The organism is Paenibacillus albidus, assembly GCF_014644435.1.
GTDB classification, from domain to species: domain Bacteria; phylum Bacillota; class Bacilli; order Paenibacillales; family Paenibacillaceae; genus Paenibacillus_AQ; species Paenibacillus_AQ albidus.
Map to the genome: position 1 here is coordinate 201,762 of NZ_BMKR01000009.1, position 18,541 is coordinate 220,302.

21 protein-coding genes are annotated in these 18,541 nt (G+C 49.6%); 4 read left to right on the forward strand and 17 right to left on the reverse strand.

Annotation, left to right across the window (positions count from 1 at the left end):
• Positions 1–147: 147 nt before the first annotated feature.
• The 8 genes from trmD to IEY53_RS13275 form a co-directional block, all read right to left on the reverse strand.
• Positions 148–939, reverse strand: coding sequence for a tRNA (guanosine(37)-N1)-methyltransferase TrmD (trmD, locus tag IEY53_RS13240; RefSeq protein ID WP_189025677.1), 792 nt, complete (start codon positions 937–939; stop codon positions 148–150).
• Complete coding sequence (gene rimM / locus IEY53_RS13245; protein ID WP_308424219.1) at positions 939–1,463, reverse strand: ribosome maturation factor RimM; 525 nt, start codon at positions 1,461–1,463, stop codon at positions 939–941. The genes trmD and rimM overlap by 1 nt, the downstream gene beginning before the upstream one ends.
• Positions 1,464–1,551: 88 nt before the next feature.
• Positions 1,552–1,782: a KH domain-containing protein gene (locus tag IEY53_RS13250; RefSeq protein ID WP_189025571.1), complete on the reverse strand. Its 231-nt coding sequence runs from the start codon at positions 1,780–1,782 to the stop codon at positions 1,552–1,554.
• 22 nt (positions 1,783–1,804) lie between these two features.
• Complete coding sequence (gene rpsP / locus IEY53_RS13255; protein ID WP_189025573.1) at positions 1,805–2,077, reverse strand: 30S ribosomal protein S16; 273 nt, start codon at positions 2,075–2,077, stop codon at positions 1,805–1,807.
• A gap of 414 nt (positions 2,078–2,491) precedes the next feature.
• A complete protein-coding gene (gene ffh / locus IEY53_RS13260; protein ID WP_189025575.1) occupies positions 2,492–3,877 on the reverse strand; it encodes a signal recognition particle protein in 1,386 nt (461 codons plus the stop codon).
• A gap of 21 nt (positions 3,878–3,898) precedes the next feature.
• Positions 3,899–4,255: a putative DNA-binding protein gene (locus tag IEY53_RS13265; protein WP_189025577.1), complete on the reverse strand. Its 357-nt coding sequence runs from the start codon at positions 4,253–4,255 to the stop codon at positions 3,899–3,901.
• A 117-nt stretch (positions 4,256–4,372) separates the two neighbouring features.
• Entirely contained in the window at positions 4,373–5,020 is a 648-nt protein-coding gene (trhA, locus tag IEY53_RS13270) for a PAQR family membrane homeostasis protein TrhA (RefSeq protein ID WP_189025579.1), read from the reverse strand.
• Positions 5,021–5,111: 91 nt separating this feature from the next.
• Positions 5,112–6,629 carry a carboxypeptidase M32 gene (locus IEY53_RS13275; protein WP_189025581.1) on the reverse strand — a complete coding sequence of 506 codons (1,518 nt, stop codon included), beginning with the start codon at positions 6,627–6,629 and terminating at the stop codon, positions 5,112–5,114.
• A 126-nt stretch (positions 6,630–6,755) separates the two neighbouring features.
• On the opposite strand from IEY53_RS13275, the gene IEY53_RS13280 reads away from it, so the two are divergent.
• The 4 genes from IEY53_RS13280 (at position 6,756) to IEY53_RS13295 (ending at position 8,541) form a co-directional block, all read left to right on the forward strand.
• Complete coding sequence (locus IEY53_RS13280; protein ID WP_189025583.1) at positions 6,756–7,121, forward strand: iron-sulfur cluster biosynthesis family protein; 366 nt, start codon at positions 6,756–6,758, stop codon at positions 7,119–7,121.
• 28 nt (positions 7,122–7,149) lie between these two features.
• On the forward strand, positions 7,150–7,716 hold the full coding sequence (locus tag IEY53_RS13285; protein WP_189025585.1) for a beta-class carbonic anhydrase: 567 nt from the start codon (positions 7,150–7,152) through the stop codon (positions 7,714–7,716).
• Positions 7,717–7,813: 97 nt separating this feature from the next.
• A complete protein-coding gene (locus tag IEY53_RS13290; protein ID WP_189025587.1) occupies positions 7,814–8,254 on the forward strand; it encodes a hypothetical protein in 441 nt (146 codons plus the stop codon).
• The gene (locus IEY53_RS13295; RefSeq protein WP_189025589.1) at positions 8,254–8,541 is read left to right on the forward strand and encodes a YxcD family protein; all 288 of its coding nucleotides are present in this window, start codon (positions 8,254–8,256) and stop codon (positions 8,539–8,541) included. The genes IEY53_RS13290 and IEY53_RS13295 overlap by 1 nt, the downstream gene beginning before the upstream one ends.
• 76 nt (positions 8,542–8,617) lie before the next feature.
• On the opposite strand, the gene IEY53_RS13300 is transcribed toward IEY53_RS13295, so the two are convergent.
• The 9 genes from IEY53_RS13300 to IEY53_RS13340 all read right to left on the reverse strand — a co-directional run bounded on the left by IEY53_RS13300 (position 8,618) and on the right by IEY53_RS13340 (position 18,330).
• Positions 8,618–8,779, reverse strand: coding sequence for a hypothetical protein (locus IEY53_RS13300; RefSeq protein WP_189025591.1), 162 nt, complete (start codon positions 8,777–8,779; stop codon positions 8,618–8,620).
• Positions 8,766–11,684: a glycosyl hydrolase gene (locus IEY53_RS13305; protein WP_189025593.1), complete on the reverse strand. Its 2,919-nt coding sequence runs from the start codon at positions 11,682–11,684 to the stop codon at positions 8,766–8,768. The genes IEY53_RS13300 and IEY53_RS13305 overlap by 14 nt, the downstream gene beginning before the upstream one ends.
• The gene (locus IEY53_RS13310; protein ID WP_189025595.1) at positions 11,611–12,900 is read right to left on the reverse strand and encodes an S-layer homology domain-containing protein; all 1,290 of its coding nucleotides are present in this window, start codon (positions 12,898–12,900) and stop codon (positions 11,611–11,613) included. The genes IEY53_RS13305 and IEY53_RS13310 overlap by 74 nt, the downstream gene beginning before the upstream one ends.
• A 363-nt stretch (positions 12,901–13,263) precedes the next feature.
• Positions 13,264–13,611 carry a hypothetical protein gene (locus IEY53_RS13315; RefSeq protein ID WP_189025597.1) on the reverse strand — a complete coding sequence of 116 codons (348 nt, stop codon included), beginning with the start codon at positions 13,609–13,611 and terminating at the stop codon, positions 13,264–13,266.
• A 72-nt stretch (positions 13,612–13,683) separates the two neighbouring features.
• Positions 13,684–14,031 (reverse strand): Asp23/Gls24 family envelope stress response protein, encoded by a 348-nt coding sequence (locus tag IEY53_RS13320; RefSeq protein ID WP_189025599.1) that lies wholly within the window; start codon positions 14,029–14,031, stop codon positions 13,684–13,686.
• 45 nt (positions 14,032–14,076) lie between these two features.
• The gene (locus IEY53_RS13325) at positions 14,077–15,162 is read right to left on the reverse strand and encodes an AI-2E family transporter (RefSeq protein WP_189025601.1); all 1,086 of its coding nucleotides are present in this window, start codon (positions 15,160–15,162) and stop codon (positions 14,077–14,079) included.
• 24 nt (positions 15,163–15,186) lie between these two features.
• Complete coding sequence (locus IEY53_RS13330; RefSeq protein WP_229696134.1) at positions 15,187–16,527, reverse strand: sensor histidine kinase; 1,341 nt, start codon at positions 16,525–16,527, stop codon at positions 15,187–15,189.
• A 55-nt stretch (positions 16,528–16,582) separates the two neighbouring features.
• Positions 16,583–17,284, reverse strand: a complete 702-nt coding sequence (locus IEY53_RS13335; protein WP_189025605.1) for a response regulator transcription factor — start codon at positions 17,282–17,284, stop codon at positions 16,583–16,585.
• A 206-nt stretch (positions 17,285–17,490) separates the two neighbouring features.
• Positions 17,491–18,330: a DegV family protein gene (locus IEY53_RS13340; RefSeq protein ID WP_189025607.1), complete on the reverse strand. Its 840-nt coding sequence runs from the start codon at positions 18,328–18,330 to the stop codon at positions 17,491–17,493.
• Between the last annotated feature and the right edge of the window lie 211 nt (positions 18,331–18,541).

The window sequence follows — 18,541 nt, forward strand, 5'->3', positions numbered from 1 at the left end:
ATCGTATCTAAATATGAATTTTTTGTGTCTATTCACAAGAAACTATTGATTTTTCGTTTACATTAATAATCACAACAAAAAACGCCTCCTCAACGTAAGATACGCTAAAAAGACGTGTCATATTCCATTTTATAGAAAATAAGCAAATTACTGTGGATCATTCTCTTTTAAACGCTTCAGCGCCTGCAGATCTTTGGGGCTAAGCTCTGCTGTCTCCAACAGATCCGCCCGGCGCTCCAGTGTGCGCTTCAGCGCTTGTTCCCGGCGCCACACTTCAATGTTGGCATGATGGCCGCTTAGCAGAATGTCCGGCACCTTCCAGCCGCGAAACTCCGCAGGGCGTGTATAATGCGGGTATTCCAGTAATCCGGTGCTAAAGGAGTCAGAGACAGCTGAAGTTTCATTACCCAATGCCCCCGGCTGAAGCCGAACCACAGAGTCAATCACGGTCAATGCCGGCAGTTCTCCACCGGTCAGGACATAATCCCCCATGGACAACTCGTCGGTCACCAGATGCTCTCTAATCCGTTCATCATACCCCTCATAGTGCCCGCATATAAAAATAAGATGCTCTTCCCGGGCCAGTTCCTCTGCGATCCGCTGATTATACGGTTTACCTTGCGGGCACATCAGAATGATACGCGGCTTCACCCCAGATGCGGCTTGTCCGGTAGCCAGAGACTCTTGATCTCCCAGTGGCCCCGCCGATTCCTTCAGCACATGCTCCACCGCAGCAAATATCGGGTCCGGTTTCAACACCATCCCCCCGCCCCCGCCGTAAGGGGTGTCGTCCACACTGTTGTGTTTGTTGCCGGAGAAGTCGCGAAAGTTGACTGCGTTCAGAGAAACGATTCCTTTTTCGCATGCCTTGCCCAGAATACTTGTGCCAAATACGCTCTCGCACATTTCAGGGAACAGCGTCAGCACATCGATGCGCATCATGGCAGCAGCCCTTCCATCAGATGAACCTTAATTTTTTTGGCTTTGGTGTCTACATCCAGCACAACCTCATTAATGACCGGAATAAGGATATCCGGGCCTGTGGCAGGTTTTACCACCCAGACGTCGTTCGCTCCCGGCTGCAATATTTCTTTAATGGTACCCAGAGGCTGTTCCGGGTTCTCCTCAGTAAAGACCTCACAACCCACAATATGATGGAAATAATATTCGTTCTCCGGCAATTCCACCAAATCATCGCTTGGCACTTTAAGCAGGCTTCCCTTATACTTCTCGATTTGATTGATATTTGTATATCCCTGAAGCTTCACGATATACATACCCTTATGTTCCCGGGAGGAGTCTACAATGACCTCGAATTTCGGGGCTCCGTCCGCAGGAATGACCATCAGCTTTTTACCGGGAGCAAAACGCACCTCAGGAAAATCGGTATGCGACAATACTTTGATCTCCCCGCGGATTCCATGGGTATTCACCAGCTTGCCTACTGTCAGCTCTTCCATCACAATCATCCTCCTTCACAATCTTCTTCCTATATATTTCAACAAAAAGGAGCCGGGATATACTATCCCTAGCCCCTCAATGAACGCATTATTAAGATAAAATATCTACGGTCACGCGTTTATCGCTCTTGACTGCTGCAGATGTGACTACTGTACGAAGCGCTTTGGCGATCCGCCCCTGCTTGCCGATGACTTTCCCTACATCCTCCGGATGCACAGAAAGTTCATAAACCGTCAGGTGATCCTTCTCCACGGTCCGTACCGCCACATCTTCTGGATGATCCACTAAAGCCTTAGCAATAACTGCAACTAATTCTTCCATAGAGGACCCTCGCAATCAGTCATTATTTCTGAAGCTTCAGCTCATGGAACTTCTTCATCACGCCAGCTTTGGAAAGCAAGTTGCGGACGGTATCCGATGCTTGCGCACCTGTTTGAAGCCATTTAAGAGCTTTTTCTTCATCGATCTTTACTACTGCCGGTGTTTCAATCGGATTATAATAACCGATTTCCTCGATAAAACGACCGTCACGAGGGGACCGGGAATCGGAAACCACTACACGGTAGAAAGGCGCTTTATGTGCACCCATTCTTTTCAGACGAATACGTACTGCCACGAAATTCACCTCCTTAAAAAAGTATCGATCCCTCCCAAACCCTCCCTTAGCCAAGGGAGGGCCCCAAAGGGCTCTGCCCTCTGGACACCCGCCAAGTGCAATTGGCGTGGGTGTTCAGACTAGCGGGACTTGGGATGTTCTGGATTATGAGCGCTTATCGTCCCTTGCGGGACACGCTTAACTGCTGCGGTATCTATACAAGACCAGAGATGATCTGACGTTGTACTGTCGACCATCTTTAAGACCAAAAGCTAAATACCAGAGATGATCTGACGTTATACTGTCGATCATCTTTAAGACCAAAAGCCAAAGACCGGAAGATGATCTGACGTTATACTGTCGATCATCTTTAAGACCAATAGCCAAAGACCGGAAGATGATCTGACGTTGTACTGTCGATCATCGTTTCCCCTTTTAGCGGAAAGGGAACTTCATCCCTTTGCCGCCAAGGCCCTTAAGCTGCTTCATCGCATTCTTGGCGCCTTTACCTCCGCCGCCGCCCATCATGCCGGAGAATTGCTTCATCATGCGGCGCATCTCATCGAATTGCTTGATGAGACGGTTAACCTCAGCGACTGAGGTACCACTGCCGAGGGCAATACGCTTGCGGCGGTTGTGGTTAATGATCTCGGGCTGCCGCTTCTCATTTTTGGTCATGGAATGCACAATCGCTTCGACACGGCCCATCTGCTTGTCATCGACCTTCAGATCCTTCATGCCTTTGGCCTTGTTCATGCCAGGAAGCATATCGAGAATCTGATCGATCGGACCAAGCTTCTTCACCTGATCCATTTGTTCCAGGAAATCGTCGAACGTAAATTCTGCGTTGCGCATCTTGCGTTCCATTTCCTTGGCTTTGTCGGCATCAATGTTCATCTGGGCCTTCTCGATCAGCGACAACATGTCGCCCATGCCCAGAATCCGTGAAGCCATCCGCTCCGGATGGAAAGGCTCAAGCGCATCGATCTTCTCGCCCAATGCAGCGAACTTGATCGGGCAGCCGGTGACAGCCTTGACGGACAACGCGGCACCACCACGAGTGTCACCATCAAGCTTGGTAAGTACAACGCCGGTAAGCTCAAGCTGCTTGTTGAAGCTGTCGGCCACATTGACGGCATCTTGACCAGTCATTGCATCGACTACCAGCAATACCTCATCAGGAGTAACCACACTGTGGATCTGTTTCAGCTCTTCCATCAGCTCTTCATCAATATGCAGCCGGCCTGCGGTATCGATAAGCACATAATCCAAACCGTTGTCCTTCGCGTGCTGGACACCTTGTCTGGCGATTTCCACCGGACTTACCTGATCCCCCAGCGAGAACACCGGCACTTTAATCTGTTCACCGAGTACCTGCAGCTGCTTGATGGCAGCCGGGCGATAAATATCGGCCGCTACCAGGAGCGGGCGATGATTGCCCTTCTGCAGCAGCTTAGCCAGCTTGCCTGAAGTGGTGGTCTTACCAGCCCCCTGCAGACCGGTCATCATGATGACCGTCGGAGGCTTGTTCGACTTGGCCAGCTTTGCCTGGCTTCCGCCCATCAGCTCGGTCAATTCCTTATTTACGATATCGATAATGACCATGCCGGGAGTGAAGCTGTCCATCACTTCTTTGCCCACGGACTTCTCTTTCACCTTGGACACGAAGTCCTTGACTACTTTGAAGTTAACGTCAGCTTCCAGAAGGGCCAGCCGCACTTCGCGCATGGCTTCGTTAACATCATCTTCCGATACCTTGCCCTTGCCGCGCAGCTTGCTGAATACATTCTGCAATCTACCGGTTAATCCTTCAAACGCCATATGCAGTTTCCTCCCTTCATGCTACTCTAACCTCTGCAAACGATCCACAAGGTCCATGAACCGCTGTTTATATTGCTCAGGCAGCATCCCATCATCCGGCAGTCTGCGCAATTCTTCCAAATATCGATTCCGGTCTTCATGCTTCGCAAGCAAACCAAGCTTCTCTTCATAATTCTCCAGGACTTGTTCTGCCCGCTTAATATGCTCATATACGGCCTGGCGGCTGATTTCAAATTCAGCAGCAATTTCTCCCAGGGAGAAATCATCATGGAAATAATATTTAAGGAACGTCTGCTGCTTATCGGTAAGCAGCCGTTCATAGAAAGCAAACAATAGATTAATCCGATTCGTCTTCTCGAGCCTATTCTCCTGACTCATTAAGGGCACTCCCTTTCGTCAAGGAAAAACACTTTACAGCTTCACAACGTCCCTTATGATACCTAAAACAAAGAAAGATGTCAAGCCTTTTTACTTGTCATCTTAATCTTTGTTAAATCATTGGATAGGGAGTACATAGATCAGTACAGCAAAGAAGTGAACTGCGGTGCCGGCCAGGACAAAAAGATGCCATATTGCATGGTGGTAAGGGAAAGCCCTCCATACATAAAAAACAGTACCCAGCGTATACAGCAATCCGCCGATCAGCAGCATCGTCATTCCTCCGCCATCCATTACAGCAGAGAGCGGTTTCCAGGCGATTACGACCATCCAGCCCATGGCGATATAGAAAACTGTGGACATGTACAGAAACTTTTTGACAAAAAACGCCTTGAAAAAGATACCGAACACCGCCACTCCCCAGGCAATGCCAAACAAGGTCCAGCCCAAGGTTCCCCGGATAGCTACGAGCATTAGGGGCGTGTAAGTACCTGCAATAAACAAATAGATGGAGGAATGATCCAGAAATTCAAAGAAATCCTTCGCCTTTCCCTCTCTGAGACTATGCACGAGCGTGGAGTTGAGATACAGAATCAGCATCGTGGCTCCATAGATCGAGAAGCTTACCACATGCCAAGCCGTGCCGTTCTGACTGGCATACATCACAAGCAGCACAAGCGCAGCTACACTCAGTACAGCTCCGATTCCATGTGTAACCGCATTGGCTACCTCTTCCTTACGACTGTAAGTATGTGTATTCGCCATATCCTATCCTTCCGTATTGCCTTTTCTTTCATTATATCCTGTTCATGCGTTCTCTTCCACTCAGCGGACGTTGTTCATCCTGAAGCTTAACCTACAATTTATATAGTTCTGTATATTTTGCTTCCAGGTAATCCGCCAGATAATCCGGGTTCAGCGGTTCCCCGGTCACCTGCTCGATGATCTGCGAAGGCGTAAGGCTTTGGCCGTGACGGTAAATTTTGTCCGTTAGCCATTCCTTGATCGGAAGAAGGTTCCCAGCGGCGATGAGATTCTCAAGTTCAGGCAACTCCTTACGCAGTGTATTCAGAATTTGGGCCGCATACATGTTCCCCAGGGAATAGGAGGCAAAATAGCCGAAGTCTCCGCCGGACCAATGCACATCCTGAAGCACCCCAAGCCCGTCTGATGGCGGTGTGATCCCCAAATACTCCTGATACTTGGCATTCCACACCTGAGGCAGCTCCTTGACGGTCAATCCTTCATTAAAAATCAGCTTCTCGATCTCATACCGTACAATAATATGTAGATTATAGGTCAATTCATCGGCCTCAATGCGGATAAACGAATTGGCTACACTATTAATCGCCCGGTAGAAGTCCTCGACCTGCACATCTGCAAGCTGCACCGGAAAATGCTGCTGAAGATCGCCATAATAACGTTCCCAGAAGGCACGGCTGCGCCCGATCATATTCTCCCAGAGCCGGGACTGGGATTCATGGATTCCCATGGATGCCCCTTGCGCCAGCGGGGTGCCGACAAGCTTTTTGTCGATATTCTGTTCATACAGCGCGTGTCCCCCTTCGTGCAGGGAACTGAATACGGAGCTGGTTACGTTATCCAGCAGGTAATTGGTAGTGATGCGTACATCACCGGGATTCAGTCCCGTAGCAAAAGGATGCACACTTTCATCCAGACGCCCTGCCTCAAAGTCGTATCCCATCTGTTCCAGGATGAACAAGCCGAATTTCTCCTGCTGCTCCTTTTCAAAGATCTGGTTCAAAAAACCGGTATCCGGCTTGTTGGGCGAAGCGGCAATGGCTTCAACCAGCGGAACCAGGCGGCTGCGCAGACGGCTGAAGACCTCATCCACCTTTTCTACCGTCAGATCCGGCTCATACATATCCAGCAGCGTATCATATCTGGTGCCTTTGACGCCCCAATAATCAATGAACTCCTGTTTGAAGGCTACGATTTTGCTTAGAAACGGCTCGAATGAGGCAAAATCGCTTTTCTCCTTCGCTTCCTCCCACATCGTTTCGGAATGGGCCGCGAGGACAGCGTACTCCTCATATCTTTTGGACGGAATGCTCTTGCTGCGTTCGTATTCCTTACGGCAATCCTTTACGATTTTGTTCTGAACCTCCGACAATTGGCTGCCGACATCCGGACGGCTGAAATATTCGGTGAACGCCCCCATCTCAGATGAGGTCTCCAGTCTGAACAATTCCCCGCTGAGCATGCCGATGGTCCCCGACCGGACCTCTGCTCCCTTGCGCGGCGCACCGGTGCGCAGATCCCAATGCAGCAGCCCAATCGCCTCGCCGTAACCGCTGATTTTGGACAATAATTCGCTGAATTTCTCCCATTCTTCCCGTACATGCTGTTCCATCGTAGAACACCTGCTTTCTTTGTTTTGCCAACTCCTCTTGATGATACTTTTTTAAATCCGTATAATCAACTTCAGAGCATTGTCTCTTGAATTTGAAGTAAATCAGTTAAAGGAGCGTGAACAGGCATGAATATTCAAGTCACCCCTCTCGCCGTCAGGAAATTATCAGAAAGGCTTGGAGATCAGCTGGGAATTTTCAAGCTCTTTTATGATACGGAAGGCTGCGGCTGCGACGGAATCAATGTGCTGCTGATCGTTGATCAGGCGGAGCATGGCGATACTCCGGTTGAGACGGGCTCCGTGCCGATGGTGGTCAGCCGCCAGCAAGAGATCTTTTATGAAGAAACCATGCGTCTGGATGCAGACGAACGAATGTCCTCCTTCAAGCTGGACAGCCATTCACAGATATATGGCAAGAACATTCTCGTCAGAGACGTCAGGAGCGGGAGCGTTATCCCGGCAGAAACAGCCGTTTGCAGCGTTCTGAATTAATCGATAATTTGAAGGAGGAAACCTATTCATGAGTCAAGTATCGGAAATTATGAAATTCAATCAAAGTTTTGTGGAGCAAAAGGAATACGAAGCCTATTTAACCAGCCGCTACCCGGACAAAAAAATGTTGATCATTACCTGTATGGATACGCGTTTGGTTGAGCTTCTGCCCAAAGCGATGAACTTCAAGAACGGCGATGTCAAAATCATTAAAAATGCCGGTGCTGTCATCTCCCAGCCATTTGGCAGTGTTATGCGGAGTGTGATGGTCGCACTGTATGCGCTGGATGCGGACGAAGTCATTGTAGTAGGACATCATGACTGCGGCATGGCTTCCTTGAACTCCGATAAAATGATACAGTCGATCAAAGACCGCGGCGTTTCGGAAGAAGTCCTGTCGACGCTGGAGAATTCCGGGATTAAGCTGACCAAGTGGCTGCGCGGCTTTGATAATATCACCGAAGGTGTAATCCGCTCTGTCGAGCTGATCAAACGCCATCCCCTATTACCTCCCAACGTACCGGTTCACGGTATGGTCATTGACCCCTCGACCGGAGCCCTTGAGTTAGTGGCAGACGGATACAAGGTGCAATAGAACTAAATATTAAAATTTGGATATTCAAAAAATGAAACCTCCTAGCGTGTGCATGCGTATTACCGGGCATAAACCACTAGGAGGGTATTTGACTTAAATGAAACCAATGAAACGTGTATTGATGATTGTCATGGCCTTCACCCTTTTCTTTGCGGTAACGGCACCCGATTTCGCCGATGCCCGGCGCGGCGGATTCAAGTCCGGAACGCGCAGCTTTACGACTACACCCAAAAAAGCAACAACCAATAATAATGTGAAACAAAGCGATAGCACCAAAGGTACTGCCGGATCCACAGCTGGAACCGTGAATTCCAAACGCGGATTCTTCAGCGGCGGCAGTCTCCTCAAAGGCATGATGATCGGCGGACTCGCCGGCCTGTTGTTCGGCAGTATGTTCGCCGGCATGGGTGCCCTGGGAAGCTTCCTCGGTTTTGTTGTCAATATGCTGGCTATTTATCTGGTAGTTGTCCTCGCCATGTCGTTCTTCCGCCGCAGAAAAGAACGCCGCAGACTAGAAGAACAGCATAACCGTTACTAATGCCAGCTACCATTCTTAGCATGGATGAGATCATCAATGCGATCTGCCTGCATATGGCTGAGCGCAAAGCGGTGCGCGTGGCCGATGTCCAGGTAGAGCTTAGCTGGGAGGAAGACACTGGCTATACTGCAGAGGTCTGGATTCAAGGCCGCAGCCAGTATCTGGTAGAGTCGAACATGATCGAAGCTGTGTTACGGTACGTTCACAGCGAGTATGGCATCCGCGCTTACCGTGAGGATGTAAGGCTTGAGCTTGATGAGGAAATTACGGCCATTGTCAATACGTAAGGAATCAAAGACCACCCAAGAGAAGCAGTCTCTTGGGTGGTCTTTTTGACTTTTGCCCGTTATTTACTATGCTGCCTTATTCGTCTGCCGACACCCTAACATTATCCAAATAGAGGGTTGCCGTACCACTTCCGCCGGGTACAGGAACTACTTTGAATCCAATAGCTTTAATGTCACTAACCGAAGCGAGTTGCTCCAGTGATAAAGACACGGCAGTGAAGCCATTAGCAGAATCCAAATAGGTCCTTATCCTGCCAAGTCCATCCGGAACCTGTCTTGACGTACAGGTATACATTTGCTGCTCCAGAAGAAAGTTTCAGTTCGGCAGAGAGTGTCTTTAATCCGCTCAGGTTCAACTCTGCATACTTGGCCACTTCAAATGAGGTTAGAGCCAAATTAAACCCGGTCTCCACCGCCTGTACCCCCTCCGCGTACGCATCAGAGGTCAGAGAGAGGCTTGTTGCCTCAGCAAAATTCTGCTCCACATTCCATCCCATCGTATCACTTTCGAATCCATACAGCGTACCCGGTTCCACTGCTTCACCAGGAGGAGTAGTGCCGCCTTCAGCTCCATCCGGGATATCGCCCGGTGACCAGGCGACCGCCTGAATCTGATCGATATAGAGTGTGCTGCTGAACGGATGATCTTTGGAGTACGAATCTCCGCTGAGCGCATTGACGTAGATGGAGAAGGCTTGCACGTTCTTGGCATTGACCGCATCCAGCTTTTTGCCGGTATTGGCACTATCCCAAGGTGCGGTTGTGAAATCTTTGAACGGAATCTCCACCCAGCGGGGGATCGTATCTTCCAAGGACGGATAATACTCAAAAGATATATCGTTCGCTTTGATCTGCACAACCATTTTTTTGCCGCTGGCATCCGGTACAAGCCAGAACTTGATCTTGCCTGTGCCCGACCAATCCCGGCTGCCCAGGTTCTTGGTTATTCCGGTGTAGCCTTGCCCCGCCAAAGTATAATCCAATTTTAAAGCGTATTGCCCGTTTTGGGCATGCTCTGTATTAAGCTCGATTGTATTGGTATCTCCGTTCGGGCTGTACGAGGCGCGCAGCAGATCGTCGCTGCTTTTGTAGCTCTCAAAATCATCTACCCATGCCGGGTCGTTGCTTTCCCCTGTATAGGCATTAATCAATTGAATGTTGTCCACATAAATGGGACCGTCATATTGCAGCCCGCTGCCGATAATGGCAAATGACAATCCGGTGGCCGCTTCAATTTGCGCTGAGCTGCTCAAATCGATAACAGCCGAATATTTGCCATAGACAGCACCGTTCACTGAAATCCGTTCAAGGTCAGCCAGCTTGGCCGCGTCCGCTGTTACAGATTTATCGGAGCTTGGCGGCAGCTCTACCGCTGCACGAAGATTCGCACTTTCGTCCTTGGCTCCTGCTGCCAGCGGAACCCATACATCGAACGACACCCGGTTAACCCATTGTAAGTTCACACTCTCTGCAATACCTGGCAGACCTGCTTTCAATTCCTGCCAGCTGTCTGTGTAGACCAGATCTGACACACCGATCGCGAGCTTGCCATCCCCCTCCAGAGAGATATGGGAGAAATCAGAACCAATCGTCACGGGATATGCACCATGGGATTGTATACCGGCGATATCCTGATCAAATGTGAATTGCTTCAAAATAATCTCGGGAACGCCGAAGTAGATTTTAACCGTTTCTTCCTGTACGGATTGGTCAGCTGCGTAGACTCTGACGGTAAGCTCTGTACTCTTGCCGTTCAAATCTGCTGTAGGCTGCCACTCGGCTGCATAGAATCCTTGATCATTCAATGTCATCTCATGCTCTCCGGCAGAACCAGCGGTGACGAAAACCACCTTGGACGGCTGCTGATCCAACACTTTGGCCCGCACAGTCGTCGTATTCGTCCGAATGGTCTCTTGGCCTGTCGGTGATACGATGTGCATCGATGGCTTTTTGGCAGCCGCAATAACCTCTTGATTGTACACATTCGTCAAATCCTGGCTGAAGTATGTGTATGGATCATCATAATATTGCTCAAAATCCGGCAGCAGCTCATGATCTCCATGTTGCACCGACCCCCTATAAGGGACAAAAATCGATTCATAATTAAAGTTAGCCCAAGTCAGCATATAAGCCATTCGTTTCGCATCCGGGTCGGATTGCAGCGCAGCAATCAGTTTGGTGAAGAAGGCCTTGTCGGCTGTCTCCGTCGGCTTCACATTCGAATAACCGAATTCGGTGAACGCCGCTACTTTCCCGCGGGCATCCGCCAGCTTGGAGATCAGCCTGGCATCATCCACAACCGTGTTGAACCATCCCTGATTATTGCCGTCATAGTAAGTATCGAATCCCAGAATGTCCACATAGTCGTCGCCGGGATATGTTTTGAGGAACGTTTCCTCCAGACTGTTAAACGGACTTCCCGGTGAGAATGCATACAGGAAGTTGTGCACGCCTTTGACATCGCGCAGATATTCTTCGGTGTAACGGTAGATTTCAATGTACTGCTCCTTGGTTGTATATGGCGCTCCCCACCAGAACCAGCCGCCATTCTGTTCATGGAATGGTCTGAAGATAACCGGAATGAAGTTGCCGTCATCATCTTTCAGATGCAGCGCGAAATCGGCAATTTTGTCGAGGAACAAGTTGAACTCCTCATGCTTGTCACCACCCGGAAGAATATGCGAGACCACATTGCCGCTGGTATCATAGAAGTCTTTGCCTGTAACAAAGTTAGGCATATGCGAGCTGAGTGCCAGCACGCCGCCGCTTTCATAGGCTTGCTTCATAGCCGCAACCAGATTGTCACGATTCTGCTCTGGCGTATTGGTCATCAGACCGGGTTTCTCGAACCCTTCCAGACTCAGCGTATCCCAGCCGAACATAGCCGGATGATCACCTACCACGCTGTACGTATCCGAAGTGACGTTCCCTACAGGGGCGGACAATGCCTCATCCGTAGCATGCTGGTGCCCGAACAGAACATGTTTGCCGCGAATGTCCTGCAGATAAGCAAACAACGAACGAGTAGCCGGCGTTGCATCCGCATCCGCCAACGTTACGACACGGATGTTAGCGCCCGGCTCTTCGGTTGGAGCTGCTGTTGGCACCGGAGTTGGTGTCACGCCGGATGATCCGCCGCTCACCGGAGCGGTGGTGGCAATTGGCGCTGCCGCAAGCTGCTGCTCCGCCGATTACAACCGTGGTGCCGGGAGCAAGCAGCTTACCGTTCAATGTAACACCGCTGGCTTGCACAATCAGACTGCCAATATCTCCGGCACCGGTAATCGAAGTATTGGCAGCGCTCTCATTAATCACAAGACTGTTGATCTTCGCTCCTGAAGCAAGCTTAATCTCCGCCTTATGATTAAGCACGACTTGTTCCATGATTGTGCCTTCAGCCAATTCCAACAGACCGTCACTGTTCAGAGTCACTTTAGCAATCCTGGTTGTCCCTGTAAGATGGAGACGTACGCGCCCCTCTTTGCGGTCTACCGTCACTTCATTCAGCATCGATTGGTTCAGATTCACGGAATTTTCTCCGCCGCCGGAGACAAAGGTATGACCCTTAACAGTCACACCGTCCAATGTTGCTTCACCGCTTCCAATGCCTGCCGTCAAATAGAGGTTGCCGCTCAATGCAGCCTCTTTGAGTAGAACACCGGATGTATTGATAATGGAGTTACCGGCAATATTCCCGCCAGCAAACTCTCCGCTTACAGAGAAGTAACCGCTCACCAAGCGGTCAACAAGGGTTATTGCTTCAGCGCGGGTGATCTTGCCTGCCGGCAGAAACGCTCCGGATTCATACCCGCTGATGACACCGGACAACGCACTCACGGCCTCCCGCGCATCACTGCTGAGAGCTGCCGAATCTTTAAAAGTGACAGAACTGCCGTTTGCCGGTTTTAAGCTGAACACACGTGCCAGCAATGTGACAGCATCTTGCCGGGTAATTTCGGCAGACGCCTTGGCTTCGTTATTCGGAAACCCTTCATAATATCCCGCCGCTTTGGCCACAGAAAGTGCACTGCGATACCAAGCATCCGTTGGAACATCAGAAAAGTGGGTATCTGCCTGTGCCGTAAATCCGAATACTTTGTTCAGCACATTCACGAACTCGGCACGGGTAATGCTGCGGTCCGGCTGGAATGTACCGTCCTCATAGCCGTTAATGATCCCATTGCCCGTCCATCTGTCGATACTCGCTTCGGCCCAGTGTCCGGCTTTACTTTGCTGCGCCGCAGCCGCGTGAACGGAACTGCCGGATATACCGGTGGTTTGAGCAAATGCTGGAGACATCGATGTGATCATTAAGATTACGGCCAAAGACAAAACTAGCCAATGACGAAACTTCTTCATAATTAACCTCCCTGGAATATGATCGGTATGGCCTACTCCCGGTCCAGTGTCAGGCACACCGGATTTCCGGTAGTATTTTGTTATATTTTTGTTATCACCTCCAATTCAATATAAAGATACAGCACACCCATTTAACTTGCGTCCCAAAATATTGTAAGCGTTTCACTAACTGATTTTAGCAAGTTTTCAGACGGAATAATAGGTTTTGTATTTACTTTTATCTAATTTATTTTGTATTTTGTTATTATTTTGTTATCTAATACCTTGATTGGTGAATATCAAGACAAAAAAAAGAACATGTCCGGGTTGGATCGCACAGCGACCCTCCTGCGGAACATGTTCTAATTGGTTTCGGCACAAGATTCAGATGAGCGAAATGGCCAGCAGTTCAAACAGGACCAGCGGCAGAATCGCGTTGCCACCATACGGAACTCCCGGATAATACGGGCTTGGATAAACTCCCGGATAAGGATTGAAGAACCCGCGCGACATCTCAGGGGCCGTCACATCCAAATAGACATGCCTGCCATCCATTCCCGCAAGTACTCCCTCATGCATTTGGCCATCAAGCGTCTGTACACAGACATGATGATTCAAGTAAGGCTTGCAGCACTGATGCAGCGACTCACGGACACCGTGCAGGTGCTGGACCGCAGCCGGGTCGGCTTGGTAGATCACGTCCGAATGCTGCGCATTATTGGTTATTGACATTTGATGTTTGACCTCCGTAAATGGATTTGCTCCATTCTATGCAGAAGCCCAGCGGCAGGTGCCTAGACGTTCCTAGGGGATGGCAATCTTTTCAACCTTCACGTTTACGGCCGCAAGCGTAAGTCCCATCATGCCCTCAACCGCATCCCGCACATTTTGCTGCAACGTATAACATACCTCTTGAATGATGCAGCCGTAGTGCACAATAATCCGCAGATTAATCGCCACATCCGCTTCCGTCACTTCTACAGACATTCCCTTGGGAACGTTTTTCCCGCCGAGCCGCTTCGCCCAACCCTTGGAGATGCTGCTTCCCGACATCCCCGCAATGCCTGGCGTATCCATTACTACATGGCCTATAATGGTCGAAACAGCATCATCCGAAATATGAACCTGCCCATTTTGATTTGCTTCCTCCATTACAACAACCTCCTTCATCTTTGCTCTTTGTTAATCGAAGAGAAGTTAAAGGCTCTCCTCTGGCCAGTGATGCCTGATAAACAGCTCATACACATTCGCGGCTACTATTTTGATTATCATATATATCGGGATAATAAGCAAAATCCCCAGAATGCCTGCCAGATCCCCGCCAACCAGGACCAATATGATCGTTGTCAGCGGATGAATATCCAGCTTTTTGCCAAACACATAAGGAGCAATGACATTATCCTGAATTTGCTGGGCTGCAAGCACCACGATAATCGCCCATAGCCCGGTAGACGGGGATTCGATCACCCCGATAATAAAGATCGGCACAGCGGACAGAATCGCTCCGATAAAAGGAACAAAGTTCATCACAACTGCGATCAAGGTCAACAACAGCGCATAGGGGAGGCCGATCAGCAGAAATCCCAAATACATCAGCACACCCAGAGCGAGGTTCACCAGCACCCGTCCAACGATGAAGCTGCTGAGCGCATAATCGATATCCGCCATCATACGCGTTCCTGCTTCACGGAATTTCCGCGGCATAAAGCTGACAATCTTGCGGCCGAACTTTCCGCCTTCCTTCAGCATGTAGAACAAAATAATCGGGAAGGTAAATAGAATCACCGCAAAATTGGACACAAACGAAAATAACCCCGATACATAATTGGATACCAGCGTGAATCCCTTGTTCAGATACTCGGTGATCTGTGAGGAAGGACTAATCCCCTCCGGCAAAAAAGAGGACAACAGCTCGCTGTTTTCCAGCTTTTGAAGCTGCTCACTCATCGCTTCAAAGAGGCTTGGCGCATTATTAACAAGCGTAATGAGCTGCGTGCGCAGTGAAGGCCCGACGCCGAAGCTGAAGCTCAGCAAAAGAATGGCAATGCCCAGATAGACGAGCAGAATAGCCAAGGTCCGGTTCAGTTTGCGTTTCTCCATCCAATCTATCAGCGGCCGGAGCAGATAATAAAAGAAGCCGGCCAGCATCAAGGGGATAATAATTACACTAAACAGCGAGACTAACGGTGTAAAAATAAAATCAACCAGCGTTCCAACATAAACGATAGCCAGTACCAGCAGAACCGCGGCACAAATCCGGATAAACAAATTTAATTTCGCCATACCGTCCCCCTTTTCTAATGTGCTCTATTTCTGAATTTGTATGGTGAATACAGTCGATTCCGGGTCCCGCCGCTCCAGGTGCAGCGTACCGCCCATTTTTTCCGTGTTTTTCATGGCAATGGATAATCCGAGTCCGGTTCCTCCACTGCCCGTCCGCGCCTGGTCTCCACGCACAAACGGATCAAAGATCGTAGACCACAGCTCTTGCGGAATGCCTACACCTGTATCGGCAATCTCAATTACAATATGCTGCTCCAGCGGAATCACCTCTACCCGCAGCCGGGTCCCGGGAGGGTTATAGATCAAGGCGTTGGATAACAGATTATGGACTACACTTGACAGCAGCTCCGGATCATACCGGGCATAAACCCCCTCATCGGGAATATGAAAATGCAGCACAAACTGCTTTTGCTCAATCTCCCCGTACATGTCGGCCATCAGCTCACGCAGAAATTCTCCCAGCTCCCGCTGCTTCAAATGCAGCACGAAATCCGGCGAATCCATCTTGAGCAGTTCCAGCATGTTCTGAATCAGCCTGGTGACCTGCGATGATTTATTGTAAATATAACTTAAAAAACGCTTCTGGCGCTCCTCATCCCCTCCCCGGCCTTCATAAAGCGCTTGTGCGTAGCCTTGGATACTTGTAATCGGGGTCTTCAGGTCATGGGACAAATCCACAATCAACCGCTGCTTGCTCTCTTCTACCAGGCGTTTCTCTTCGGTAGTCTTCTCGATCACATCCGCCATATAGTTGAAGGTCTCGCCGATCTGAGCAAATTCTTTCTCCGCATACAGCGAGATCCGTGTATTATAATTCCCTTCAATCATCTGCTTAAGGCCGAGCGTAATGATGCGCAGAGGTTTGCGGATACGCCGTGCGACCCAATAGCTGTACACAAAGATCAGCAGCAGCACCAGCCCAACGGCCAGAAACACATAAAAGGACAAAGGGTGATTCAGATAGGAGACTAACGGACCGCTGTTGATGGAGATCTCGATCGCTTCCCGGGGAATTTTCAGGAGCAGCCATCTTTCGCTGCCGCCCCCCTGAAAAGCAGCCAATGAATAGTAATACGTCTGATCCTCACGGTTCTCCAGCCCCTTGAACAGGTCTTCGTTCGCATACTGGGTGACCAGATCCTTTTTTTCGCCCACTACTTTGATTACTTTGCGTTCAGCATCCAGCACTTCCAGCCAGCCGCCGCTTTGCAGTAGCCGCTCGCTCTCGATCCCCTCACCGGGACTGCTCAGATAGGCATTGGCATCGGCCTTTAGCTCAGGATCGGCGATCCGCTTCTCTCCAAAGATATGCGTCACATCCAGGCTAACGAACAGGTAAACCCCAAGCACAAGGAATAACAGCATCAAGTTGAAGAGAAGAAAATCCAGGGTCAGCGACTGCTGGAGAGGGCGGTTATCTCTACTTTTCCATAGGCGCTTCAAATTTATATCCCAACCCTCTGATCGTTTTCAAATACTCCGGTTTCTTGGAATCCTGTTCGATCTTCTCGCGGATATTGCTGATATGTACCATAATGCTGTTATCTTCATACACGTAAAAATCCTCCCACACCGCTTCATAAATCTTCTTGCGGGTGAACACACGTCCCGGCTGCTCCATCAGGAGCTCCACAATTTTGTATTCGGTAGAAGTCAAGGTGACCGGTTCACCCGAACGATACAGCAGGCAGCTGGCCCGGTCCAGCGTAAGTTCGCCCAGCTTCAGCTGTTCACTTTTGGCCTCAACTGCCGGAGCGTCGAATTGATGCACCCGCCGCAGCAGCGCACCCACCCGGGCGGCAATTTCCAGCGGATTGAACGGTTTGGCGATATAATCATCCGCTCCAAGCTCCAGCCCCAGAATTTTGTCGTGATGCTGGCTTTTGGCCGAAAGAAAAAGGACCGGGAACTGATACTCCTGGCGGATCTTTTTCAGCAATTGCAGTCCGTCCATGCCCGGCATCATAATATCGAGAATCGCGAGATCAATCTTGTGATTCTGAATCAACAGGAGTGCCTCGGGACCGCTATTCGCTTCGAGGAGGGTATACTCCTTCTCCAGATAGAGCTGCAGCAGTTCCACAATCTCCGTCTCATCGTCGGCAATCAGAATCGTATACACACTTACATCCCCCTCCGTCTCGATTCCCTTATTCTTAAATGTTTAGGTTCAATCTATATGGGCTTTCCCAACTATAGCTTAACAATCTAAATGTTGTCTTAACCCAATCTAAAGATTAACTAAATTTATCGGTATGAAAAAAAACGTACACGGGAAGCAGGGCTCCCGTCTACGATTGAGTAATTTTTATCACAAAGTAAATCAACTTAAAAAGCGACACCGATCCCGCCTTCGCCGGCGTAGGTTCCCATAACCGGACCCATACTGGAGAAAAGAACTTCCTTGAAGGGATGTTTCTCCAGAATACGCGCTTTGATCTCCAGGGCCAGCTTCTCGCAGTTGCTGTGGACAATGGCGATCACCGCTTTTTCGTAATCATGCTGTTTCTCTTCCAGGTGAGACAGCAGCTTCGTCAGCGCCTTAGGTAAACCCCGCGTCTTCTCCACCACTTCCACCGTACCCTCGTCGCTGATCTTCAGCAGCAATTTAATATTCAGCACGGAAGCTACGGCACCTGACAGACGGTTCAGCCGGCCGCCCTTAATCACATTCTCCAGGGTATCGAGCGTAAAATAAGCATCTACTTCCCTGCTGTATTGAGTGACTTTCTCCTTAAGCTCCAGCAGACTGGTGCTGGTACGCGACCACTTGGCCGCCATAGCCACTATCAGGGACAGCCCTCCGGAGAAATGCTTGGAATCTACGATCTCAATCGCATTCGGATGCCCTTCCTCCTCATACATTTCCTTGGAAATTATAGCCGTCTGATACGTACTGCTGATGTTGGAGGACATGCTTATGACCAGAATATCCGTACCCGGCTCCACTTCCTTGAACTTTTGCAGAAATTCCAGGGGGCTTGGGCTGGCCGTGGTCGGCAGCTCCTTGGATTCACGCATTTTATGGTAAAACGTCTGCGTATCGGTATCCTCCGGCATCCGCTCATGATTAAAATGGACGGGAAGATGGACAATCGAGACGTCATAATTCTCAATGTATTCACGGGGCAGATCGGAACCGCTATCGGTTATAATTTTGATGGTCATCGTAAGGCTCTCCTTTCAGTTCACTACTATTATAGACAGCCTTACGGGCGATCAATAGTCTAATTTATAACTTGTCAAAAGAAGACTTTTGTGCTTATCCCACAGCAAACCTGCAATTTCCGTAAAAAATGCTCCAACAGCGTTGTCCAATGACATTAAAGTGCCCACATAAATGACATTAATCTCCCTACAATGTGTCTCTTCCTACTTT